This is a genomic window from Propionibacterium cyclohexanicum (genome assembly GCF_900111365.1).
In the GTDB taxonomy this organism is placed as follows: Bacteria; Actinomycetota; Actinomycetes; order Propionibacteriales; family Propionibacteriaceae; genus Propionibacterium; species Propionibacterium cyclohexanicum.
The window spans coordinates 15,720-39,222 of sequence record NZ_FOGZ01000003.1 but is presented as its reverse complement, the minus strand read 5'-3'; the positions used below and the strand labels follow the sequence as shown (position 1 = coordinate 39,222).

The window sequence follows — 23,503 nt, the reverse complement described above, 5'->3', positions numbered from 1 at the left end:
ATCCGTCATGCCGCCGCATCCGTCACGCTGGGGTGATCCGCCGTGGGGCCCCTGGCAGGACGCCCGGTTGAGTGGCTGTGCAGTCCACCAGCTGCGCGGTCCATCAGCTGCGCGGTCTCCCGGCCATGTGAGCCAGCGGCGCGGCAGTGAGTCGGGCCGCCCGATCTCGCCGGACTCTCGTTGGCCGGGCAGAGGGCTCGACGGTAGGTTGGTGGGTGTGTCTGACACCATTTCTTCCGTGACCCGAAGCGACGGACGGGCGCTGGACCGGATGCGTCCGGTCACCATCGCCCGCCACTGGCTCGACCACGCCGAGGGTTCCTGCCTCATCGAATTCGGCCGCACCCGGGTGCTCGTCGCCGCATCGGTGAGCGAGGGTGTGCCGCGCTGGCGCAAGGGCTCGGGTCTGGGCTGGGTGACCAGCGAGTACGAGATGCTGCCGCGCGCCACCAACACCCGCAACGACCGGGAATCGCGCAAGGGCAGGGTGAGCGGTCGCACCCACGAGATCAGCCGGCTCGTCGGGCGCAGTCTGCGCGCGGTGATCGACTACCGGGCGCTGGGCGAGAACACCATCATCATCGACTGCGATGTGCTCCAGGCAGACGGCGGCACCCGTACGGCGTCCATCACCGGGGCCTATGTGGCGCTGCACGACGCCGTGGCGTGGTTGCGCGAGCGCAAGCTGCTGGCCGGCGAACCGCTGACCGGTTCGGTCGCAGCGATCTCGGCGGGTGTCGTGCACGGCGTCCCGATGCTCGACCTCGCCTATGACGAGGACAGCACCGCCGACGTGGACATGAACATCGTCTGCACTGGCACCGGTGATCTCGTCGAGGTGCAGGGTACTGCCGAAGGTGATCCCTTCAACCGCGCACTGCTCAACGAGCTGCTTGATCTTGGTGAGGCAGGATGCCGAGACCTGGCCGCGTTGCAGCAGGAGGCGCTCAAGTCCCCCGATGGGAGGGCCCACTCATGACACCGCGTGTGCTGCTGGCCACCGGAAACGGCAAGAAGCTCACCGAGCTGCGTCGCATCATCGACGAGTACGACATGGATGTCGATGTCATCTGTCTCAAGGACATCGAGCCCTATCCAGAGCCAGACGAGACCGAATGGACCTTTGCTGGCAATGCCCTCATCAAGGCCAGGCAGGGCATGATCCACAGTGGGCTGCCCTCGCTGGCCGATGATTCCGGGATCTGCGTCGATGCGCTGGGCCACATGCCCGGGGTGCGCAGCTCCCGCTGGAACGGCCCCGAGGAGGAGGACATCGCCAACCTGGAGCTCGTCCTGCGCCAGGTCGAGGACGTGCCGCGAGGCCGGCGTCAGGCTCAGTTCGTCTCGGTCATGGCGCTGGTCATGCCCGACGGTCGGGAGTTCACCACCCGCGGTGTGATGACCGGCCACCTCACGACACGCCCCAAGGGCTCGCATGGCTTCGGCTATGACCCGATCTTCGTGCCCGACGACCAGGTTCCCGACGCCGACGGTCGGCTGCGCACCACTGCCGAGATGACAGCCGAGGAGAAGGACGCCATCAGCCATCGTGGCCGTTCGGTACGGGCCATGCTGCCCATCCTGGCCCGCCAGCTCGGCCTGCCACTGCCCGAGGGCCTCAGCGAGGAAGACCTCGATCTTCCCGGCGCCGACCACGAGGGGCCCGAGACCACCCTGCCCGCCAGCGAGTGGACGGCGTCCATCCCGGCCATCCCCCGCACGCGCCCGGCAACCGACCCGGCCCGTCCGCAGCCCCGCCCCGCCGAACCCTCGAGCGGGATCACACCACTGGAGCCCTGAGCGATGCAGCAGTACCTTGATCTGCTTTCCCATGTCATGGCCGATGGCGTCGACAAGCCCGACCGCACCGGAACCGGCACGCGCAGCATCTTCGGCCACCAGCTGCGATTCCACCTCGCCGATGGCTTCCCCCTGGTCACGACGAAGAAGCTGTACACCCGTGCGGTCTTCGGGGAGCTCCTGTGGTTCCTGCGCGGCGACACGAACATCGGCTGGCTCCACGAGCACGAGATCCACATCTGGGACGAGTGGGCTGACGCCAACGGGGATCTGGGACCGGTCTACGGACACCAGTGGCGCAGCTGGCCCGACTACCGCGGCGGGCACATCGATCAGCTGGGGCAGGTGATCGAGCAGATCCGGACGAATCCGGACTCGCGCCGACTGGTCGTCTCGGCATGGAATGTCGCCGAGGTCTCGCAGATGGCGTTGCCGCCGTGTCACCTGCTCTTCCAATTCTATGTCACTCCCGGCACCGAGGGCCAGCCGGGCACGCTGAGCTGCGGGCTTTACCAGCGCAGTGCCGATCTGTTCCTCGGCGTGCCGTTCAATATCGCGAGCTATGCGCTGCTCACCCATATGGTGGCCCAGGTCTGCGGGCTGCGAGTCGGCGACTTCGTGCACACCCTCGGTGACGCGCACATCTACCACACTCATGTCGACCAGGTACGCGAGCAACTGTCCCGCACGCCCCGGGCGCTGCCGAGAATCCATCTCAACCCCGAGGTGACAACGATCGACGGGTTCGAGCTGGGCGACATCACGGTGGAGGGATATGACCCCTGGCCGGCCATCAAGGCACCGGTCGCAGTCTGAGGGGTAGGTGGGGATGAGCACAACCGTGATCGCGATCGCCGTGGTCGCCGCCAACGGAGTCATCGGCGACGGACGCGACCAGCCGTTCAAGTTCCGCGAGGACTGGCAGCGGTTCAAGAGGCTGACCATGGGTCACCCTCTCGTCGTGGGCCGCACGACCCATGACGCGATGGGTCTGCTGCCCGGACGCACGAGCATTGTCGTGAGCCACCATCCGGAGCTGGTTCGCTGGCCCCTGGAGCAGCCGGAGGGCTCGCGTGGCCTGGCGGTCGGCAGCGTCGAGGGCGCGCTGGCGCTGGCCTCGACACTCGACGAGACGGTTTTCGTGATCGGTGGCGGGAGTGTCTATCGCGCCGCCTGGCCGTGGATCGGTGCCCTGGACATCACCGCGGTGCACCGCAGCGCCGAGGGTGGGGTGCTGTTCCCCGCCATCGACCCACAGCAGTGGCGCGAGACCTTCCGGGAGCCGGGCATGCGCTTCGACTTCGTCGGCTATGCCCGTCGCGAGCCCGCCAGGCCCCTCCCCGGAGGCTGAGAGCCATGCGCGGCACCGCGAGCGTGTTGCACCTGGACCTGGACGCCTTCTTCGCCTCCGTCGAGCAGCGGGACAAGCCCTCGCTGCGCGGCAAGCCGGTGATCGTCGGCGGCGTGGGGACGCGCGGTGTGGTGGCCACCGCGAGCTATGAGGCTCGGGCCTTCGGCGTCCACTCGGCCATGAGCACCTCGCGGGCGCGCCGTCTTGCACCGCACGCGGCCTATCTGACGCCACGCTTCGCGGCCTATCGGCAGTCGAGCGGCATCGTCATGGCCTTGCTGGGCGAACTCAGCCCGCTCGTCGAGCCGTTGAGCATCGACGAGGCCTTCGTCGACCTCGCAGCGGGCGGCCACCCGCTGGACGCCGAATCGCTGAACGCCCTGGTCTCGTGGCTGCGTGCCGAGATCACCCGCCGCACCGAGGGCCTGCACGCCTCGGTGGGAGTGGGATCGAGCAAGCTCATCGCGAAGCTGGCGAGCGAGGCCGCCAAGCCCAACGGCTCTCGGATCGTGCCCCCAGGCGAGGAACTCGATTTCCTGGCGCCGCTGCCCGTGCGGGCGATCCCCGGCATCGGCCCGGCCACGGCCGACAAGCTGAACCGCCTGGGTCTGCACACCGTGGCCGAACTGCGCAGCGCCCGTGAGCACGAGCTGGTGCGTGAACTGGGACACAGCGTGGGGGAGGGCCTGCACGCCCTGGCATTCGGACGCGACGATCGCCCGGTCGGGCCCCGCGGCGAGGCGAAGTCGATCTCGGTGGAGGACACCTTTGCGACCGACCTGACCGAGGCCTCCCAGGTGAGCGCCGTGGTGGCTCGCGACGCCGAGCTGGTGGCCGAGAGGTTGGCCGATGCGGGGCTCTTCGCCCGGACAGTGACCCTCAAGGTGCGCTCCGCCGATTTCACGACGATCTCACGCTCGCGCACCCTCTCTGGTGCCACCGACTCGCCCGAACGCATCGCGGCCCTGGCACAGAGCCTGGTCAGCGGCGTGGATCTGCGCACCGGCGTGCGCCTCGTTGGACTGGGCGTGGCGAATCTGGTGCAGGCCGCCCAGGAGGAGTTGTTCGCCCCGGCGGACGAGTCCGCTGCCCGACCGGTGAGTGTCCACGAGACGCGTTCGGTAATGCCTGGCAACCGGCGTGGCAGCGAGCTCTATCCGGCAGGGATCGATGTTGAGCACGACAGATGGGGCCGGGGGTGGGTCTGGGGCTCGGGCCATGGTGTCGTGACAGTGCGCTTCGAGAGCCGTGGCAGCGGTGTCGGCCCGGTGCGCTCGCTGTCAGCGGACGACCCGGGGCTGCACCGAGCCGAGATCGCCGCCATGGCGTGGGCCCGCAGCGCCGATCCGGCCGGATCGCAGCACGGGCCGGGGTGGCGAAGGACATCGGGCGTTGCCCCACAGGACTGAGCAGCGCCGGTGCCCGGGCGCCGGCAGCTCTCGCGGGTCCCGACGATCGGGCGGCCCTCGCGGGTCCGGACGATCGGGCGATGTCGTGAATCCGGCGCTCCCGCCCGGTAGGTATATGTGCAGGTCCAGATGGCGGGCCCGCGAAGCGCGCTGGCATGGCAGGATCGCGCACATGACCTCTTCTCGCGCTCGATCAGCCGGCCGTTTCGATCTCGGATACCGTGCCCTCGGCGCGGATCTGCCCTTCGGACATCCCGAGCGGGCTCATGGTGTGGCCATGGAGGGCTATTACTGGCGAATCACCGACCCGGTCAGCCGCCGGGTCGTCATCGCGCTCATCGGCGTGCAGACGGACCGGACCGGATGCTGGGCGCTTGCCGGGGTCGGTGATTCCGCGGGTTTTTGGCGCCAGGCGATTCTCCCCGAGGCTCACGCGGATCCTACCGGGCTCGGCGTGAGAGCGGCGGGGCAGGGGATCACATTCTGGGGGAGCGAGGGGCGCCTTGTGGTCGATCTCGGCGCCGACGCCAGGATCGATGTGCAGCTGTCCGCGCTGTCGCGTTGGCCCAGTGGGCGGCCCTTCGGGGGCTCGAGCTGGTTCCAGGTGATTCCCGGACTCAACCAGTACTGGCATCCCTGGCTGCTTGGCGGGCGGGTCGCTGGGTCCCTGGTGGTGGGGGACCATCGCACGAGATGTGACGCGGCACTGGTGTACGGGGAGAAGAACTGGGGCCGGGCGGGTTTCCCCGACTCCTGGTGGTGGGGGCAGGCCCAGGGTTTCAGGCAGCCGGACGCCTGCGTCGCCTTCGCTGGCGGTCAGGTGGTTGCCGGTCCCGCGCGCACTGAGGTCACCGGTCTCGTCGTCCGGCTGCCGGGCGGGCGCGTCCTACGGTGGGGGAACCCGGTGAGCTCCGCTGTGAAGGCCCGGGTCAGCGACGAGGAGTGGGTCCTGGAGGGACGGCGCGCGGGCTGGTCGGTGTCGGTCCGCGGTCACGCGCCGCTGAACGACGCCCTGGTGCTGCCGGTGCCGCTCGTCGCGGGTCCACCTGGCACCGATGGGCCGTCCGGATCTCGGCGTGCCGTGCCCGGCGCGATCGAGCAGCTGGCCGGCGAGCTGAGTGTCCGGGTGCGTCGCCACGGACGCGTGGTCTGGCAGGGGCGCTCGCAGCTGGCCGGACTCGAACACGGCGGCCTGGAGCGGGCAGGCGCGCTGGCCACCACCCGGGCCCGCAGTTCGGGCGTCGGGTAGCGGCCAGTCGATGGCGGTGGCTCAGTCACCCCAGCCGAAGCCGGGCACGGCCTTCGCATAGGCCGCCAGGAACTCCGAGGAGGCCTCCAGAGCACTGACCGAGGACGATTCCACCTCCGATTCAAGGCGTCGGCCAAGGCTTACCAGCTCCGGGGTCGAGCGCAGTGAGTCCACTACGGTTCCCTCGATTTGGGCCCACAGCCAGTCCACCTGCTGGTCGGCGCGGCGTCTGGTCAGGCCGATGGTCGACTCGACCCAGGCCCGATGGTCGAGGACGGCCTGCCAGACCTCGTCGAGCCCGGTGTGGGTGAGCGCGCTGCAGGTGAGTACCGGTGTGCGCCGCCCGCTGGATTCGTCGTTCATGAGCCGCATTGCAATCGACAGGTCACGGGCGGTGATGCGGGCTTCGGCGGCGTTGTCGCCGTCGGCCTTGTTCACCGCGATGACGTCGGCGAGCTCGAGGATGCCTCGCTTGATGCCCTGCAATTGATCCCCGGCCCCGCTCAGTGACAGCAGCAGGAAGGTGTCGACCATCCCCGCCACCGCAACCTCGGACTGGCCCACGCCCACCGTCTCGACGATGATCGTGTCGTATCCGGCGGCTTCCATGATGACCATGGCCTCGCGAGTGGCGCGCGCTACCCCACCGAGATGGCCGCCCGAGGGGGACGGCCGGATATAGGCGTCGTCGCTCTCGGCGAGCTTGCCCATTCGGGTCCGGTCGCCGAGGATCGATCCCCCGGTCCGGGTGCTCGAGGGGTCGACGGCCAGCACCGCCACTTTGTGACCCCGCTCGATGAGCCGGCAGCCCATCGCGTCGATGAACGTGGATTTCCCCGCCCCTGGTACTCCCGTCAGCCCGACCCTTACCGCATTGCCGGAATGCGGCAGCAGACGGGAGAGGAGCTCGCGGGCCAGCGGACGGTGAGCGGGCAGCGAGGACTCGACGAGCGTGATGGCCTGCGCGATGCCCGCGCGCTGGCCGGCCATGACCTGGCCGGCCAGCGCAGGGACGTCAACGCGTCTAGGCATCCGCGACGCCTGCCCCTGCCACGTTCTCGTGCCTCAGCAATTCCTTGAGCAGCCGGACCGCGGAATCGGGGATCACTGTTCCCGGCGGGTAGATGTCCATCGCGCCGGCGTCGCGCAGCGCCTGGAAGTCCTGCTCGGGGATGACGCCGCCGACGACGATGAGGATGTCGGGGCGCCCCAGCTTGTCCAGCTCCTTGCGCAGCGCCGGGACGAGCGTGAGGTGGCCGGCGGCCAGGGAGGAGACGCCGACCACGTGCACGTCACCCTCAATGGCCTGGCGGGCCGTCTCCTGCGGCGTCTGGAACAGCGGGCCCACATCGACGTCGAAGCCGAGATCGGCGAAGGCCGTGGCAATCACCTTCTGGCCACGGTCATGGCCGTCCTGGCCCATCTTCGCGAGCAGGATACGGGGGCGACGACCCTCGGCCTGCTCGAACTTGTCCACCAGAGCGCGTGCCTCGTCAACCACTGGGGAGGACCTCACTTCCTTGGCGTACACACCGCTGATGGTGCGGATCTGCGCAGTGTAGCGACCGTAGACCTTCTCCAAGGCATCGCTCATCTCGCCCACCGAGGCCATGGCCCGACCTGCGTCGATGCACAGTTTCAGCAGATTACGATCTGGATCGGTGGGATCTGGATTGGCGGCAGCCCAGGTGAGCCGCTCCAAGGCGGCCTGGGTGGCCTGCTCGTCGCGCTCAGCTCGCAGCTTGACCAGCTTTGCCTTCTGCTCGGCAAGCACCTGGGTGTTGTCGACCTTGAGGACCTCGAGGGGGTCCTCGTGATCGAGACGGTACTTGTTGACGCCGATGAGCGGCTGACGGCCTGAATCGATCCGGGCCTGGGTGCGGGCCGCAGCCTCCTCGATGCGCAGCTTGGGGATGCCCGCTTCGATGGCCTTCGCCATTCCACCGGCGTGCTCGACCTCCTGGATGTGTCCCCATGCCTTGCGGGCCAGTTCCAAGGTGAGCTTCTCGACGTAGGCCGAGCCGCTCCACGGATCGATGACGCGCGTGGTGCCCGACTCCTGCTGAAGGAACAGCTGGGTGTTACGGGCGATCCGCGCCGAGAAGTCGGTCGGCAGGGCGATGGCCTCGTCCAGCGAGTTCGTGTGCAGCGATTGCGTGTGGCCCTGGGTGGCGGCCATGGCCTCCACGCAGGTGCGGATCACGTTGTTGTACACGTCCTGGGCGGTGAGCGACCAGCCGGAGGTCTGCGAATGGGTACGCAGGCTCATCGACTTGGGGTTCTTCGGATCGAATTGCTTGACGAGCTTGGCCCACAGCATGCGGGCGGCGCGCATCTTGGCGACTTCCATGAAGAAGTTCGTGCCGATCGCCCAGAAGAACGACAGCCGCGGCGCGAACTGGTCCACCTTGAGGCCCACCGACTCGCCGGCGCGGATGTAGTCGACGCCGTCGGCCAGCGTGTAGGCCATCTCGATGTCGGCCGTCGCGCCGGCCTCCTGCATGTGATAGCCGGAGATCGAGATGGAGTTCCACTTCGGCATGTTCGCACTGGTGTAGGCGAAGATGTCCGAGATGATCTTCATGCTCGGCTGCGGCGGATAGATGTAGGTGTTACGAACCATGAACTCCTTGAGGATGTCGTTCTGGATCGTCCCGGCGAGCTGCTCGGGCTTGGCACCCTGCTCCTCGGCCGTCACCACATAGAGCGCCAGGATCGGCAGCACCGCGCCGTTCATGGTCATCGAGACGCTCATCTGGTCCAGCGGGATGCCGGCGAACAGCTCGCGCATGTCGTAGATGGAGTCGATGGCCACGCCGGCCATGCCGACGTCGCCGGGCACCCGGGGATTGTCCGAGTCGTAGCCGCGGTGGGTGGGCAGGTCGAAGGCGACCGACAGGCCCTTCTGGCCGGCGGCGAGGTTGCGCCGGTAGAAGGCGTTGGACTCCTTGGCCGTCGAGAAGCCTGCGTACTGGCGGATCGTCCAGGGGCGGAAGGCATACATCGTGGCATAGGGGCCGTGCACGAACGGCGGAATACCGGCGAAGGTGTCCAGCCAGTCGACGTCGGAATAGACGTCCTCGTTGTACAGCGTGCCCACCGGGATCTGCTCGGGGGTCGTCCACTCCTCATGGCTGCCGGCCTTGGCGGCCAGCTCCTCGAACGCCTTCGCGGCGTCGGGGGGCACTGGGGTTTCGCCCAGTGCGATCGAATCGAAACGAGGCAGAGTGCTCATTCCGCAGCTCCCATCAGATCCAACACGGTGGACAGGACGTCCACGACGTTCATACCAAGGAATATGCGGCCGGCGAAGACGTCCTCAGCCTGATCCGCACCCTCGCCGAGCTCCTTGTAGGCGCCGGAGAGATAGACGGCCTTCGCTCCGGCCTGTTTCAGCGCTCGGGCCACGTCCAGGCCCTGTTGCGCGTACACCTTGGCGGACGAGCACAGGTCGGCCACGACGGCCCCCGACTGTCTGAAGGCTGCCACGATCTCTTCGGTCGTGCCGCCCTCGGATTCGGGGGTCTCGAGCCCCGCGATGTGCCACACCGGGGCAGAGAAGCCCTCGCGGGCACCGAAGTCGCGTCGGCTGCCGAGACAGGCGAGGAAGACCTTGGGGCCCTCGAGTGTCTTGCTGCGGTCCACCAGTGACTCGAAGACCTCCGCGTCGCGGTGCCACTCGAGTCCATTGCGTGCCGGGGCGGGGGGGAATGGCTTGGTCTCCACGCTGCGCGAACCGATCATGGGGAATTCGCTGACGGCCGTGATGGGCTGCTTGCGGGTGGCAAGCCGCGTGGCGCGCTCCTCATTGCATGCCGCGAGGGTGTCGGTCACGTGGGAGCCGGTGAGGGCAGCGGCCATGCCGCCCAGGCCCTCGACGCTCTGCAGTTCGGCCCAGGCCGCCTCGGCCAGGCTCTTGGTGAGCGACTCCACGTAGAAGGAGCCTCCGGCGGTGTCGTTGACGCGCCCGATGTTCACCTCTTCGGACAGGATGATGCCGGTATTGCGTGCGATCCGGCGGGCGAAGTCGTCGGTGGGCAGGCCAAGCGCCGAGCAGAACGGCAGCGTCGTGACGGCCTCCGCCCCGCCGATCGCCGCCGAGAAGGTGGCGATCGTGCCGCGCAGGATGTTCACATAGGGGTCCTGGCGAGTTAGCTCGCGCCAGCTCGTGACGGCAACCTGCCGGGCGCCGCGCTTGTCGGGGCTGACCCCGAAGACCTCGCCGATGCGCGACCAGCAGGTGCGCAGGGCGCGCAGCCGGGCGATCGTGAGGAACTGGTCGTGGGTGGCGCTCACTCGGAAGTTCATGGCGTCGAAGGCCTCGTCGGCGCCGATGCCCTGGTCGAGGAGGGCGCGTACGTACTCGATACCGGTGGCGAGGCTCCACGCCAGCTCGGCGACGTCCCCGGCCCCCGCATTGTGGTAGATGGTGCCGTCGACCATGATGGCCCGCGACTTGGCATAGCCCTCGAGTCTCTTCACCCACGTCGACAGGGTCGACAGATCAGGTGTGGTGCCCTGCAGGGCCGCCAGGCCGATCGGGTCGATGCCAAGGTTCAGCTGCAGCTCGTCGGCCGGCTTACCGGACTTCTCGTAGACGCCGAGCAGGGCCTCGGCAGCCCCCTGCTGGTCCTCCCGGCTGGAGACCTCGACCTTGGTCATCTCGAGCAGCACATCGGACAGTGCGCCGGCCACGTCCTCGGGCTTGACGGCATCGGATCCGACGCGCAGCCAGATCGACGTGACGCCGCGCTCCAGATCGGTGAGGACTGCCTTGCGGGTGAATTCGGGATCGGGGTCCTCGTGGAGGGCGCGGACATCCCAGGAGTCGATGTCGCCATTGCGTACCGTCGTGCCCCGGGTGAACGGAACGATTCCGGGGTAGCCCAGTGTCTGCGGCGCATCCTGGCGCCGGTACATCGGGCGGATGCTGATGCCGTCGATCGTCTTCTTCGTGAGGCGCGCCAGGCACTGCTCGAAGGTGAGCTGCTTTTCTGGTGGGCGTCCTCGGTTGAGAACCTTCTGAACCTCGATCTCCCACTGCTCCTCGGTCGCCGGGGGAAAATCTCCGGCGAGACTGAGCTTCGTGGGGACGTCTGTGGCCGCGTCGGCGGCCACAGTGCCCTCGGTTTCAGTCTTGCTCATGCGACTCCTGCTCCTGGAAGGGTCAAGGTGCCGTGCCGATACTCCACGACACCACGAACTGGCCGCCGGCCGTTCCTGGACCCACCGCATCGGCGAACCGAGACGGAGGGTTGGTGGACGCCCCGTATGGCCTCGTAGCCATCGGACGGTGCCCGTGAAACCAGCTGCGAAACTCACCACAGGCCTGCGGGCACGAGGCTGGCCGATGCCGCAGCACCCGCCAGTCGGCGCGCCCGGCCTGCCGGCCGGACTTCTTCATCGCGATCTTCGGCATCATCCATGCGCTTCCGACGTTGACGACCCTCCGCGGGGTGGATACGGCGGCTCGCGTCGTCGCAGTTGGCAGGTGTTCGGGCTCATGGGCAGGCGAGAATCTTCCCGTTTTCCTCCACCACGGCTTCCCAGGCGAAATGCCCAGTGCCGAAACGTGATGTCGTTCCCATTTACCGCTGCGGGACAGCTCCGGAATCACACCGAATTCCCTCTTTCGACGCCCATCGGCGATGGTCGTACCAACGCGATCAAGGATACACAGCAGGTCTCTCGCCCGATCCTCACCCTCCCCCGTGTGCCTGCGGCACCGGCCGCGGATGGGCACGGCTGCCGGGCTGTCGGCAAGACGTGCCAGACTGGGGCAGCGAAGGAGACGAGGAAGTCCGGTGCCCAGCCCAGCTGGTATTCCGGCGCGGTCCCGCCACTGTGAACAGGCACCTGAGGTGAGCTGCGCGCTCGCGAGCCAAAGGTCCTGTCAGCCAGATACTCGCCCTTCGCGAGGCGACATTGGGCGAGGTACCTGAGGAGACCGGATGGCAGACGAACACGCGCAGCACACGAGGCGGCTGGTGGGAGTGGGGGTTGGCCCCGGCGACCCGCAGCTGCTCACCGTCAAGGCGGTGAATCTGCTCAACTCGGCCGAGGTGATCCTCGTGCCGGCCACCGAGGGCTCTGCGGACGGGCCGGGCCGGGCCGAGCGGATCGTCGAGGAGGCCTGCCCGGGCGCGGCGCGGCGCATCGAACGCATCCCCTTCTCCATGTCGGAGCGTCACGGGGTCGGGCCCAAACGTGCCGAGAGCTGGCGGGCCAGCGTCCGGGCTGCCGTCGATGCATTCGGCAGGGGGGCGCGCACCGTCGTATTCGCCACCATCGGCGATCCGACCGTGTATTCCACCTTCAGCTATCTGCGCTCGGGTGTGGCGCGCGAGCTGACGGACGTGGTCTTCGAATTGGTGCCAGGCATCACCGCCATGCAGGCGCTGGCCGCCACGAGCGGCTGGCCGCTCGTCGAGGGGCGTGAGATCCTGGCGCTCGTCCCGGCCACGGTGGGTGCGCAGCGGCTTGGCGAGGTGCTCGACGTCGTCGACACGGTGACTGTCTACAAGGGGGGACGCACCCTGCCGGGGGTGCTCGATGAGTTGCGCCGACGTGGTCGAAGCGCAGTCATCGGCACCGATGTCTCCCTGCCCGGTCAGCAGATCGTCACCCTCGCCGAGGTGGACGCGCACCAGACCCTGCCCTATTTCTCCACCGTCTTGTCGACGCCAGCGCGGACCAGCACCGGAGGGCGGATATGAGTGGGAAGCAGTCGGTCACTCCCGAGGCCCGCGTCGGGGACGATCTCGCCGACGCAGCTCCTGGCGAGGTCGTCCCGGCGCCCGCCGTGGGAGCCGGGCAGGGGTCGGTGGTGTTCGTGGGTGCTGGCCCCGGGGCCGGTGATCTCATCACGCTGCGCGGCGCCCGAGTGATCGCCGCTGCCGACATCATCGTCTGGGCATCGAGCCTCGTCAGCCCCGAGGTGATTGCCGAACGCCGAGCCGAGGCCGAGGTCATCGACTCCGCGTCCGCGCCGCTGGAGGCGCTGGTGCCCGTCTATACGCGGGCACGCGACGAGGGCCTGCTCGTGGCCCGCGTGCACACCGGTGACCCCTCGCTGTACGGGGCAATCGCCGAGCAGCGCGATCTGTGCGAGCGGCTGGGTCTGGCGGTGCAGGTGGTGCCGGGCGTCTCGGCGTTCTCCGCGGCGGCTGCCCGCGTCGGGGCGGAGCTCACGGTGCCGCAGGTGAGCCAGTCCCTTACGATCACCCGGCTGGAGGGCGGTCGCACCCCGATGCCGCCGGGGGAGACGATCGCCTCGTTCGCCTCCCACGGAGCCACGATGGCCATCTATCTCTCGGCGGCGCGCAACAAGGCCCTCCAGGACGCCCTGCTCGCCGGGGGCTACCCGCCTCAGACGCCCTGCGTCGTCGGCTATGCGGTGAGCTGGCCCGAGGAAATGGTGCTGCGCTGCCCGCTGGCCCAGCTGTCCGCGACGATGCGCGCCCACAAGCTGTGGAAGCACACGATCGTCCTCGTCGGCCCCGCCGTGGGCGCCGGACCGACCGGCACCCGCAGTCATCTTTATCACCCCGGATTCCGCCACGAGTATCGCGACGCGGATCCGGCGGTCGCGGCCCCGCTGGGAGTGCCCGAGACGGTGTCCCAGCGCGCCGGCCAGCCGGTGACCGGCCGGCATTCGGACGGGGCTGTCGCGGGCACCCCAGAAGTTCAGCCAGGAGACAAGCAATGATTCGCGTCCACGGATACCTCGGCCAAGTCAGCGAGGAACTGCGCGCCGACGTGGCCCAGGCGGACATCGTCGTCGGCGGGCACCGCCAGCTCGAGGCACTCGGCGTCGGGCAGGACCGGCGCATCGAGCTGGGGCCGCTCGCCCCGGCGATCGAGGCGCTGAGCTCTGTGGGGGCGCAAGGACGGGCGGTGGTCGTGGCCAGCGGCGATCCGCTGTACTTCGGCATCGTGCGCAGCTTGCGGCGCAGCGGCCTGCAGTGCGAGGTCATCGCGGCCCCCAGCTCGATCCAGGCCGCGTTCGCGGCCGTCGCGCTGCCCTGGGACGACGCCCAGGTGGTCAATGCGCACTCGCGGGGAATCGACACCGCAGTGCGCATCTGCCGTAGTCATCCAAAAGTTGCGGTGCTCACCGCGCCGGATCGCGGTATCGTGCAGCTCGTCCGGGGGCTTGCCGATCGCCAGAAGTGGTTCGTCGTGGCCGAGCAACTGGGCGAGGCCGGCGAGCGCGTCCGCGTGCTGAGTACCCACGAGGCGGCCGCCCTGGACGAAAGAGATGTTCGCGATCCCCATGTCGTGCTCGTGCTGGACCACCGGCCCGATTCGCCTCAGGCCATCGGACAGGTCCCCGAACTGGCGGGCGAGCCGTGGACGCGAGGACCAGGCGAGCGCCAGCCGGGCACCGACGTCGCCCCCGACGGCACGGACCGGGAACCCATCGTCGGCCAGGTGGTGAATTCGACTCGCGCCAGGGCCGCCGCCGACCATATCGACGCAGCGCTCGGCATCGCCTCGAGGCGCTATGACGGACCGGCAGCTCGCGGACTGGTGGCCGCCTGGCACGAATGTGACCTCATCGTCTCCCATCTCGCGCTCGGTGCCACAACGCGGCTCATTGCGCCGCTGCTCGCGGACAAGATGACCGATCCGGGCGTGGTCGTCGTCGATGGGGCCGGCCACTTCGCGATCCCTCTTGTCGGCGGCCATGTCGGAGGGGCCAACGAACTCGCCAGGCGCATCGGCGAGGCGCTGGGGGCCACCGCCGTGGTCTCCACCGCCACCGACTCGCTGGGTGTCCCGGCCCTCGATCAGCTCGGCTGGGCCTTCGATGGTGATGTCGGCGCCGTCACCTCGGCGATTCTGGAGGGTGAGCCGGTGCAACTCGACAGGCAGCGACTGTGGCCCCTACCCCCGCTGCCCGCAAATGTCGCGCCCGATTCTGCCAGACCTGTGGCCAAGATCCGTGTCACCGACGAGGTGGCCGATCCGCACAGCGGAACTCTGCCTACCGTGGTGCTCCATCCACCGAGCCTGGTGGTGGGGATGGGATGCAACAAGGGCACCGAGACGGACGCATTGCGGGAACTGCTCGAGACGACTCTGGCCGAGCACCACCTGGCGTTGGGCTCGGTGGCGCAGCTGGTCAGCGCCGATGTGAAGGCCGGTGAGCGGGGCCTGATCCGACTGGCGAGGCAGCTCGGCGTCGACTATCGCACATTTCCTGCCGAGCTGCTCGACGCGCAATCGGTGCCGACGCCTTCGTCGTTGGTCAAGGCGCAGGTGGGGACCGCATCGGTGGCCGAGGCGAGCGTGCTGGCCAGCGGGGCCGAGCTTGTCGTCGCCAAGCGCAAGTCTGCTCAGGCCACCTGCGCCATCGGACGCATCCCGGCGCGCGGGCGACTCCACGTCGTCGGTCTCGGCCCGGGCTCCCGTGATCTGTTGAGCCCGCGCGCCGAGCGCGCCATCCGGCGCGCGAACCTCGTCGTGGGCTACGGACCCTATGTGCACCAGATCCGCGATCTGGTCAGTCCCCATGCCGAGGTGCTGGCCACCAAGATGGGCACCGAGGAGCAGCGCACCCAGGCAGCCATCGACGCGGCCCGCAAGGGGCTCGACGTGGCCTTCGTCTGTGGCGGGGATCCGGCCATCTATGCCATGGCGAGCCCCACTCTCGAGATGGGCACCGAGGGAGTGGATGTCGACATCATCCCCGGAATCACTGCCGAGCTGGCCGTGTCGGCCATCCTCGGCGCGCCGCTGGGCCACGACCATGCCACGATCAGCCTGTCCGATCTGCACACCGACTGGGATGTCATCCTCGAGCGGGTTCGGGCGGCCGCACGAGGCGACTTCGTCATCACCTTGTACAACCCGCGTTCGCGAACCCGTCGGCATCATCTGCCCGATGCGCTGGCGATCATTGCGCACTATCGCGGTCCCGGGACGCCGGTCGCGGCAGTCGCCCAGGCCGAGCGGGCCCGCCAGAGTGTCCAGCTGAGCACTCTCGGCACCTTCGAGCCCGCCTCAGTCGACATGAACACCCTTGTCGTCGTGGGCTCCTCGACGACAAAGTTCGTCACGAGCGGTGGCGGACGCACATTGCTCGTCACACCGCGCGATTACCACTGGATGTCCGGTCACGGGCAGGAACAGGAGGCCGACCATGCCTGAGCCGAGAACGCCCCTCGTCATCGCTGGACATGGCACCCGCGACGCGCAGGGCCTGGCGCAATGCCGCGCGCTGGTCGAAAAGGTGGCCGGGGCCCTGCCCGGTGTCCATGTGGCACTCGGCTTCGTCGAGATCGTCGAGCCGGACATCGCCACGGCGCTGGCACAGGTGCTCGACCGGGCGCCGGATCCCGGGCCGGATGGGCCCGAAGCGGTGGTCGTGCCGCTCCTGCTCAACACCGGGGGCCATATCCGCCGCGATATTCCCGGTGCGGTCGAGCGCGGCCGGGGCGAGCACCGGGTGGCCTATGCGGGTCCGCTGCTGCCCGACCCGAGAGTGCGCACAGTGCTGGAACGGCGCATCGCGCGGGCCCTTGAACCCGATGACGGTCCGGCCTGGCGCGCCGCCGACACGAGCGTCGTACTGGTGGGACGCGGGGCACTGGACACCGATGCCAACTCGAACCACTACCGGCTGAGCCGCCAGGTCTGGGAGGAGATGGGGCTGGAGCAGGTGCTGCCCAGTTTCATCCAGGTGGTGCGCCCGAGCGTGCCTCAGAGCCTCACCGCAGCCGCCGATTCCGGCGCCCAGCAGATCCTCGTGGCGCCGAACTTCCTGTTCGCCGGTCGCCTTCGCACCTGGCTCCACGAGCAGGTGGCGGCCTGGTCCGCGTCGCATCCCGGTGTTCAGGTCCGCGTCGCCGAGGTTCTCGGGCCCGCCGGCGAGATCGCCGAGATCCTCATCGACCGGTACCGAGAACAGCTCGGCACGGTGGGCGAAGGCCAAGGGGCGCCGGTCTATCTCAGCGGGCTGCGCCTGCAGGGCCGCGATGTGCTCGTGGTCGGGGCGGGGCGCATCGCGGAGCGGCGCATCCCCAAACTGCTGGCGGCTGGTGCCCAGGTGCGGGTGGTGGCTCCCAGTGCTGGAATCCGCGTCGCGCAGCTGGCACAGCAGGGGCTCGTCGACTGGCAGCAACGGGCCGCGAGCCCCCGAGATGTCGCGGGGGCCTGGTATGTGCTGGCGGCCTCGAACGATCCGCAGGTCAACGAGGAGATCGCGCAGGCCGCTGAGGCGTCACACATCTTCTGCGTGCGCTGCGACAAGGCGGTTGCCGGCAGCGCCTTCACCCCCGCCACGCAGGCCGGTGGCGGCCTCACCGTGGCCGTGGTGGGTAACCGTGACCCCCGGCGCAGCGTGCGGATTCGCGACGAGCTCTTGCGCCTGCTCCAGAGCTGAGCCTGGCTGCGGGGGAGCCTCAGATGTGCTCATTGGTCAGTTCGGCCCGCGAGGCGATCGCGTTCACTGCCGCCACGGTGATCGCCGATCCGCCCCGCCGGCCCAGCAAGGTGAGATAGTCGAGTCCCAGATCGTCGTCCACGAGGGCCTGCTTGCTCTCCGCGGCGCCCACGAAGCCCACCGGGATGCCGATCACGCCGGCCGGACGGGCGCCGCTGGCGTGCGCCACCTCCAGCAGGTGCAGGAGGGCGGTCGGGGCATTGCCGATAGCGACCACGGATCCATCGAGCAGTCCCTCCTGCGCCCATAGGTCGACTGCTGCGCAGGTCTTCGTCACATCGAGCTGCGCGGCGAGTGCCGCCAGCCGGGGTTCTTTGATGTGGCAGACCACCTCGTTGTCGCGCGGCAGGCGCGAGCGGATGATACCGGTGGCGACCATCGACGAGTCGCACAGGATGGCTGCCCCGCCCGCCAGGGCGCGGTGGCAGGAGTCCACGATCGAATCCGTGTAGGCGATGTCGGGCGCGATGGCGGGATCGGCGGCGGCGTGGATCATCCGGACGACCACGGGCTCGAGGTCGGCGGGGAAGCGCGCCAGCTCGGATTCGGCACGGATGATCCGGAATGATTCCCGGTAGATGTCCGCTCCGTTGTTGAGATAGTCCGCCATCATCGTCCCCTCAATGTCGTGGTGGGGGCGCCGGCCGGCGTGTCCCCTGACCCGGCCGCAACGGCCCACAGCGTGATCGTGCGTGCCGGCGCCCAGCCGTGCAAGGGCCCGATCCGGTCGGCGGTCTCGACCGAGATGCGCAGGAGCTCACCGCCGCAGTGCATGTGCAGGTGGCTCAGCACGAGCTCGGCCTCCAGAGTCACTGCGGTCGCCACCAGCCTGTCTTTGGCGCCCAGCAACGCCAGGCAGCGTTGTGCGAGCTCCTCGGTGAGCCCGCCCCCGATGAATATCGCATCCGGTCTGGGCAGGCTCTCGATGACCTCGTCGAGCGTGCCGTCCACCACCTCGAGCTGACCGGGTAGCGTGAGTCGCGCCGCGTTGATCCGGGCCCGTGCGGCGCGCCCGGGCCTGGACTCCACGCCGAACGCACGGCACCGCGGGTCCGTCCGGCACCACTCGATCCCCACCGAGCCGGCACCGGCTCCCAGATCCCACAGCAGCTGTCCGGGGAGGGGACGCAGGGCGGCAAGTACGACGGCCCGCACGGCGTGCTTGGTGATGAGGCCGTCGTGTTCGTAGTGCGCCTCGTCCAGCCCCGGTGTCCGACCGAGCAGGCTCGCATCGGGATCGGCACTCACGCCTGCCAGCCTATCGGCTGCCAAGGGTTTCCTGGATCCAGTGCACCGCGGAGTCGACATCCCCGAGAACCGGTACCTGACTGGTCTGGGGCGGGCGCTCGACGATGACGACATGGGCTCCGAGCTGCTGGGCCAGCTGGATCTTCGGATCGGGCCGAATGCCTCCGGAGTCCTTGGTGACGAGGGTGGCGATCCGATGGCCCGGGGCGTCCATGAGCTCGCGTTCCCCGGCCAGGGTGTAGGGGCCGCGCGCCCTGAGCAGCCGCCAGCTGTCGGGCAGCTGCTGGGCTGGGGCGTCGATCACCCGATGGGTGATGTCGCGGGTGCCCAGGCCCAGGTAGTGCGCAGTGGCCTGGCGTCCGACGGTGAGCAGCACGGGATCTGGCAGGGTGCGCACGGCCGCTGCAGCGGCATCGTGATCGGGAACCCAGATCCACTGCTCGCTGGAGGCCAGCTCGTGCCAGCTCGGGGACACCAGCCGGGCAAGCGGGGTTCCGGTGGCTGCACAGGCGGTGCTGGCGTGCTCGGAGATGGCGGTCGCAAAGCTGTGCACGGCATTGACGACGCAGCCCGGGTGCTGCTCACCCAGCCAGGCCGACAGGGCTTCGGCTCCACCGAAGCCGCCGATGCGAACCTCACCCGGCAGGGCCCTCGGTGTCTTCGTGCGCCCAGCCAGAGATGTCGTCACGTCCAATCCCGCTTCGGCCAGCGCGGCGGCCAAGGCGCGTCCCAGGGAGGAGCCACCAAGGATGAGCACGTCCATGAGCCCAGTCAACTCGCTGGGAGCGAGCGGGACAATGACGCTCGCCCCGTCATCGCGTGGTGAGCTGTTCATGGCGAGGGGCGTGCGGCATCATCTCTTCCCGATGTCTCGCCAGCGCTGCGCGGCGGGTGGACGCTCAGCCGGTGCCCAATGTGCCGGGTGTGCCCGGCTCGGGTTGAGCGGCGAGCAGCAGGCTTGCGAGATGGACGAGCAGGGCTGCTTCCCGTGTTCCCAGCGGGGCAAGGATGGTGTCGACGTCAGCCTCGACATCGGCCTGCACGCTCGATGCGAGAGCCCTGCCGGCGTCGGTGAGCTGCACGTGGATGGCACGCCGGTCCTGCGCCGAGGGGACGCGCTCCACGAGCCCGCGCCGGGCGGCACGGCCGACGAGCCCGCTGATGCTCGACTTGTCGAGTCCCAGTCGCGCGCCCAGCTCCCCGATGAGCGGAGTGCGGTCGCGCAGGATGCCGAGCATGCGGATCTGCGTGACAGACAGTCCTCGGGCGCCCGAGTGCGCCTCGATGCGGGCATGGACCAGGAAGGAGAGCTGAGCGAGCGCGTCGGCGGGGGAGAGTTCGGCTTCTGCCATGTCCCCAGCCTAGCAAGGTAGTTCGTATTACGTACTAAAGTAGTACGCAATACGAACCAATGAGGAGCTCCCATGATCCAGATCCAAGCAGCTGTCGTCAGCGATTTCGCCGAGCCTGCGAGCTATCGGCCCATCGAGATTCCCGAACCGCGGGCCGGTGAGGAACTCGTCGAGGTGCTCGCTGCGGGACTGCATCCGCGCGTCCGCTCGGGAGCACGCGGCGCCCATTACACGAGTTCTGGGCGCCTGCCCCAGATCCCGGGCATCGACGGTGTGGGTCGTCGCGCCGATGGGGCTCTCGTCTACTTCGCGCTGGATGACGACCGGTTCGGCTCGATGGCCACCCGAGCCGTCGTCGATCCGCGGCGGACCATTGCATTGCCCGAGGGCAGCGACGTTGTGCGCATCGCAGCTGCGATGAACCCCGCCATGTCGTCATGGGTTGCGCTGCGTCGGCGCATCACGCTGACGCCAGGCGCGGCGGTGCTCGTTCTGGGGGCCACCGGCAGCGCGGGCACGATGGCGGTGCGCATTGCGAAATTGCTCGGAGCTGGCTCGGTGGTGGCCGCCGGCAGAGATCCGAGACGTCTCGCCAGGCTCGCGTCACTGGGCGCGGACGTAAGGGTCCGTCTCACCGAGGATCTCGATGCCACGGCCAGTGCCCTTGCCGGCGCCGCGGCTGACGCCGACGTCGTACTCGACTATCTGTGGGGCGCACCGAGCGGGCGTGCCATCCCCGCGCTGCTCAGGGCACGGACCGACCGAAGCCGGCCCCTCGACTGGATCGAGATCGGGTCGGTCGCGGGGCCTGACATCGTGCTGCCCTCGGCGGCACTGCGCTCTGCCCACCTGAGGCTCATCGGCAGCGGGCAGGGGTCGATCGGGCCTCGGGAGTACCTCGCCGAGCTTCCCAGTCTGGTCGAGGCGATCAATGCCGGACGCATCGCCGTGGAAACCAGGGTTGCCCCGCTCGAGGAGGTGCACGCAGTGTGGGCCGAGCAGCCTCAGCCGGGTGTTCGCACTGTGCTGATGCCCTGATTCCCCGATGTCATTCGGTGGATCTCGGGAGTGCGCAGCGACTGACAGCCACTGGGCGGCTGTCCCACCAGGGGGGAGCGACGAGCGTGCCGGAGAAGGGACTCGAACCCTCACGCCTCACGGCACAGGAACCTAAATCCTGCGTGTCTGCCAATTCCACCACTCCGGCGAGCGCGATCAGTCTAGCGATGCAACAGCGGCGGACCGCCGAGCGAACGACATGCCATTGCGCAAGGGGCGCGCGGGTGCGAGACCCGCGCGCCCCTTGTCGGGGGGTGAGTGCCGTCACGCCGCACCCCCCGATCGATCCATCACCGCTGGTCAGCGCACCCCGTCGGCCAGCTTGTGATAGACCGCATTGGTGCGCAGGGTCTGGGCGAACTCCCGGGCCGTCGTCGAGGCATCGATTACAGCCAGCTCGATGCGCGCGATGTCTGCCAGGGCCTCGAAGTGCTCCAGGCCGGCGCCCGTGCTCATCACGGTGTGATGGGCGGCTCCTGCGGTCAGCCAGCAGGTGGCCGAGGTGGCCAGGTCCGGCTCGGGCGACCACACCGCACTCGCGACCGGCAGCTTGGGCAGTGGCTCATCGGGGCCGACGACCGATACCACATTGGCGGTCAACCGCAGCCGGTCGCGCATGTCGCTGAGGGCCACGACGACGGCCGGGCCCTTGTCGGCTGAGAAGACCAGGCGAACCGGATCCTCCCGTGCGCCGATACCCAGCGGATGGATCTCCAGGCGGGGCGTGGAGGTGGTGAGGCTGGGGCAGACCTCGAGCATGTGCGCGCCGAGGATCTTCTCCTTGCCGGGCGTCAACTCGTAGGTGTAGTCCTCCATGAGCGAGGCGCCACCGGGCAGGCCCTGGCCCATCACCTTGGCCAGCCGTACGAGGATGGCGGTCTTCCAGTCACCCTCGGCTCCGAAACCGTAGCCGTCGGCGGTCAGCCGCTGCACGGCCAGCCCGGGAAGCTGGCGCAGCGCACCGAGATCCTCGAAATTGGTGGTGAATGCCCCGAAATCACCGGCTTCCAGGAAATCGCGCATCGCGAGTTCCTGGCGTGCGCCATAGCGCAGGGACTCATGACGGGGGGCGCCGGGCAGCAACTCGGGGGCCACCTCGTAGCGCTCGATGTACTCGTCGATGAGCGGGTCGATGCGCTTCTCGTCGACGGCGGCGATCGCCTCGGCCAGCTCATTGATGGGCCAGGTGTTCGTCGACACACCGAGCTTGTGCTCCACCTCGGTCTTGTCCCCCTCGGTGACGGCGACATTGCGCATGTTGTCCCCGAAGCGGCAGACTCGCAGCTGATGCAGGTCGTGCCAGCCCACCGCGGCGCGGGCCCAGACCCCCACCTTGTGGCGCACCGGCTGCTGGCTGGCATGACCTACGACGATCGCGCGAGGCACATCCAGGCGCGAGACGATATAGCCGAACTCCCGGTCGCCGTGCGCGGCCTGGTTGAGATTCATGAAATCCATATCGATGGTCGACCACGGCAGCGCGATATTCGCCTGCGTGTGCAACTGCAAGAGGGGCTTGTGCAGCTCGTCGAGCCCAAGGATCCACATCTTGGCCGGGCTGAAGGTGTGCATCCACGCGATGACACCGACGCAGGAATCATCGGAATTGGCATCGAGGAATGCACGGCGGATGGAATCGCGCTCCTTGAGCACCGGCTTCCACACGATCGGAACCGGGATCTCCTCCGACTCGTCGAGCAGTCCCGCCACCTGCTGGGACTGCTGGGCCACCTGATCGAGTACATCGGGGCCGTAGAGATCCTGCGAACCGGTGAGGAACCAGATCTTTGCGCCGTCATAGGCGTTCTTCACAATTGTCTCCTTCGTCCCAGACGAATGTCAGTGCTGGCCGTAGACGTGCTGGTAACGGTCATTGAGCCGCGTCACCGCTTCGGGATCGAGCGGTACGGGGGTACCGGCCTGGTAGGCCAGGTGAATGGTGCGGGCAACCTCTTCGCACATCACGGCAGCCTTCACGGCCGCCTCGGCATCGCCACCGATCGTGAAGGGGCCATGATTGGCCATCAGCACGGCCGGGCTGTTGGAATTGCGCAGCGTCTCGACGATGCCCCGGCCGATGGAGTCGTCCCCAATGAGGGCAAAGGGTCCTACCGGGATCTCGCCCCCGAACTCGTCGGCCATCATGGTGAGCACGCAGGGAATCGGCCTGCGCAGCGCCGCCCATGCGGTTGCATAGCTGGAATGGGTGTGCACGACCCCGCCGACCTCTGGCATGTGCGCATAGACATAGGCGTGGGCCGCGGTATCGGAGGAGGGGCTGAGCTTGTCGGAGGTGCCATCGACGATCTTCGTGCCGTCCAGGGTGCACACGACCATCTTCTCGGGGCCGAGCTGGTCGTAGCGCACGCCGGAGGGCTTGATGACCAGGAGATCCTGGCCGATCTGTTCCGCGCAGCGCACTCGCTGCGAGACGTTGCCGGCTGTCCACACCACAACACCCCAGCGGGGTAGCTCGGCGTGCAGATCACTCACCACCTGGCGGGTTCGTGCGACGTCTGCCTGCACGTCCTCGGGCAGATCAGCTAGAACGATCTCGGACATCCATCCTCCTCAGTTCGGCTCCGG

19 protein-coding genes, 1 tRNA gene, 1 pseudogene and 2 riboswitches are annotated in these 23,503 nt (G+C 68.6%); of the genes and pseudogenes, 11 read left to right on the top strand and 10 right to left on the bottom strand.

The genetic code is table 11. From position 1 onward, the window contains the following. Positions 1–217: 217 nt before the first annotated feature. From rph to BMX93_RS02325, 6 genes and pseudogenes are all read left to right on the top strand, one after another. Entirely contained in the window at positions 218–979 is a 762-nt protein-coding gene (gene rph / locus BMX93_RS02350) for a ribonuclease PH (RefSeq protein ID WP_425438732.1), read from the top strand. Further along, a pseudogene (locus BMX93_RS02345) lies at positions 976–1,578 on the top strand (non-canonical purine NTP pyrophosphatase); the annotation flags it as partial. The gene rph and the pseudogene BMX93_RS02345, both read left to right, overlap by 4 nt. A gap of 225 nt (positions 1,579–1,803) precedes the next feature. After that, entirely contained in the window at positions 1,804–2,616 is an 813-nt protein-coding gene (locus BMX93_RS02340; protein ID WP_091967336.1) for a thymidylate synthase, read from the top strand. A gap of 13 nt (positions 2,617–2,629) precedes the next feature. Next, complete coding sequence (locus tag BMX93_RS02335; protein ID WP_091967334.1) at positions 2,630–3,151, top strand: dihydrofolate reductase; 522 nt, start codon at positions 2,630–2,632, stop codon at positions 3,149–3,151. Positions 3,152–3,156: 5 nt separating this feature from the next. Next, positions 3,157–4,560, top strand: a complete 1,404-nt coding sequence (locus BMX93_RS02330; RefSeq protein WP_091967332.1) for a DNA polymerase IV — start codon at positions 3,157–3,159, stop codon at positions 4,558–4,560. 172 nt (positions 4,561–4,732) lie between these two features. After that, positions 4,733–5,809, top strand: a complete 1,077-nt coding sequence (locus tag BMX93_RS02325; protein WP_091967330.1) for a tocopherol cyclase family protein — start codon at positions 4,733–4,735, stop codon at positions 5,807–5,809. Between the two features lie 21 nt (positions 5,810–5,830). Here BMX93_RS02325 and meaB read toward each other — a convergent pair whose 3' ends face one another. The 3 genes from meaB to mutA are packed head-to-tail and all read right to left on the bottom strand — an operon-like array spanning position 5,831 to position 10,954. Next, positions 5,831–6,841: a methylmalonyl Co-A mutase-associated GTPase MeaB gene (meaB, locus tag BMX93_RS02320; protein WP_091967329.1), complete on the bottom strand. Its 1,011-nt coding sequence runs from the start codon at positions 6,839–6,841 to the stop codon at positions 5,831–5,833. Beyond that, a complete protein-coding gene (gene scpA / locus BMX93_RS02315; RefSeq protein ID WP_091967327.1) occupies positions 6,834–9,044 on the bottom strand; it encodes a methylmalonyl-CoA mutase in 2,211 nt (736 codons plus the stop codon). Before scpA ends, meaB begins: the two co-directional genes overlap by 8 nt. Beyond that, positions 9,041–10,954: a methylmalonyl-CoA mutase small subunit gene (gene mutA, locus BMX93_RS02310; protein WP_091967325.1), complete on the bottom strand. Its 1,914-nt coding sequence runs from the start codon at positions 10,952–10,954 to the stop codon at positions 9,041–9,043. Before mutA ends, scpA begins: the two co-directional genes overlap by 4 nt. A gap of 324 nt (positions 10,955–11,278) precedes the next feature. Further along, a riboswitch (cobalamin riboswitch) is annotated at positions 11,279–11,486 on the bottom strand. 83 nt (positions 11,487–11,569) lie between these two features. Beyond that, a riboswitch (cobalamin riboswitch) is annotated at positions 11,570–11,737 on the top strand. Between the two features lie 23 nt (positions 11,738–11,760). Here mutA and cobI point away from each other — a divergent pair. From cobI to BMX93_RS02290, 4 genes are read left to right on the top strand one after another with little or no spacing between them, the layout of a single operon-like run. Further along, positions 11,761–12,525, top strand: coding sequence for a precorrin-2 C(20)-methyltransferase (gene cobI / locus BMX93_RS02305; RefSeq protein WP_091967323.1), 765 nt, complete (start codon positions 11,761–11,763; stop codon positions 12,523–12,525). Continuing rightward, positions 12,522–13,517: a precorrin-4 C(11)-methyltransferase gene (gene cobM, locus BMX93_RS02300; protein ID WP_091967321.1), complete on the top strand. Its 996-nt coding sequence runs from the start codon at positions 12,522–12,524 to the stop codon at positions 13,515–13,517. Before cobI ends, cobM begins: the two co-directional genes overlap by 4 nt. After that, on the top strand, positions 13,514–15,964 hold the full coding sequence (gene cobJ, locus BMX93_RS02295) for a precorrin-3B C(17)-methyltransferase (RefSeq protein ID WP_091967319.1): 2,451 nt from the start codon (positions 13,514–13,516) through the stop codon (positions 15,962–15,964). The genes cobM and cobJ overlap by 4 nt, the downstream gene beginning before the upstream one ends. Then, positions 15,957–17,198, top strand: coding sequence for a CbiX/SirB N-terminal domain-containing protein (locus BMX93_RS02290; protein ID WP_091967317.1), 1,242 nt, complete (start codon positions 15,957–15,959; stop codon positions 17,196–17,198). Before cobJ ends, BMX93_RS02290 begins: the two co-directional genes overlap by 8 nt. A 19-nt stretch (positions 17,199–17,217) precedes the next feature. Here the strand turns inward: BMX93_RS02290 and BMX93_RS02285 are convergent, their stop codons facing one another. The 4 genes from BMX93_RS02285 to BMX93_RS02270 form a co-directional block, all read right to left on the bottom strand. Beyond that, positions 17,218–17,871 (bottom strand): precorrin-8X methylmutase, encoded by a 654-nt coding sequence (locus BMX93_RS02285; RefSeq protein ID WP_091967315.1) that lies wholly within the window; start codon positions 17,869–17,871, stop codon positions 17,218–17,220. Next, positions 17,868–18,506, bottom strand: coding sequence for a precorrin-6Y C5,15-methyltransferase (decarboxylating) subunit CbiT (gene cbiT, locus BMX93_RS02280; RefSeq protein ID WP_091967313.1), 639 nt, complete (start codon positions 18,504–18,506; stop codon positions 17,868–17,870). The genes BMX93_RS02285 and cbiT overlap by 4 nt, the downstream gene beginning before the upstream one ends. Before the next feature lie 10 nt (positions 18,507–18,516). Beyond that, the gene (locus BMX93_RS02275) at positions 18,517–19,341 is read right to left on the bottom strand and encodes a cobalt-precorrin-6A reductase (protein ID WP_091967311.1); all 825 of its coding nucleotides are present in this window, start codon (positions 19,339–19,341) and stop codon (positions 18,517–18,519) included. Between the two features lie 64 nt (positions 19,342–19,405). Then, a complete protein-coding gene (locus BMX93_RS02270; protein ID WP_091967309.1) occupies positions 19,406–19,858 on the bottom strand; it encodes a MarR family winged helix-turn-helix transcriptional regulator in 453 nt (150 codons plus the stop codon). Between the two features lie 72 nt (positions 19,859–19,930). Here BMX93_RS02270 and BMX93_RS02265 point away from each other — a divergent pair, with 72 nt between their 5' ends. After that, positions 19,931–20,896 (top strand): quinone oxidoreductase family protein, encoded by a 966-nt coding sequence (locus BMX93_RS02265; RefSeq protein WP_091967307.1) that lies wholly within the window; start codon positions 19,931–19,933, stop codon positions 20,894–20,896. Positions 20,897–20,983: 87 nt separating this feature from the next. On the opposite strand, the gene BMX93_RS02260 is transcribed toward BMX93_RS02265, so the two are convergent. The 3 genes from BMX93_RS02260 to BMX93_RS02250 form a co-directional block, all read right to left on the bottom strand. After that, positions 20,984–21,065, bottom strand: a tRNA-Leu gene (locus BMX93_RS02260). Positions 21,066–21,217: 152 nt separating this feature from the next. Next, complete coding sequence (gene araA / locus BMX93_RS02255; protein WP_218139199.1) at positions 21,218–22,732, bottom strand: L-arabinose isomerase; 1,515 nt, start codon at positions 22,730–22,732, stop codon at positions 21,218–21,220. Between the two features lie 24 nt (positions 22,733–22,756). After that, positions 22,757–23,479, bottom strand: coding sequence for an L-ribulose-5-phosphate 4-epimerase (locus BMX93_RS02250; protein WP_091967304.1), 723 nt, complete (start codon positions 23,477–23,479; stop codon positions 22,757–22,759). Positions 23,480–23,503 lie beyond the last annotated feature (24 nt).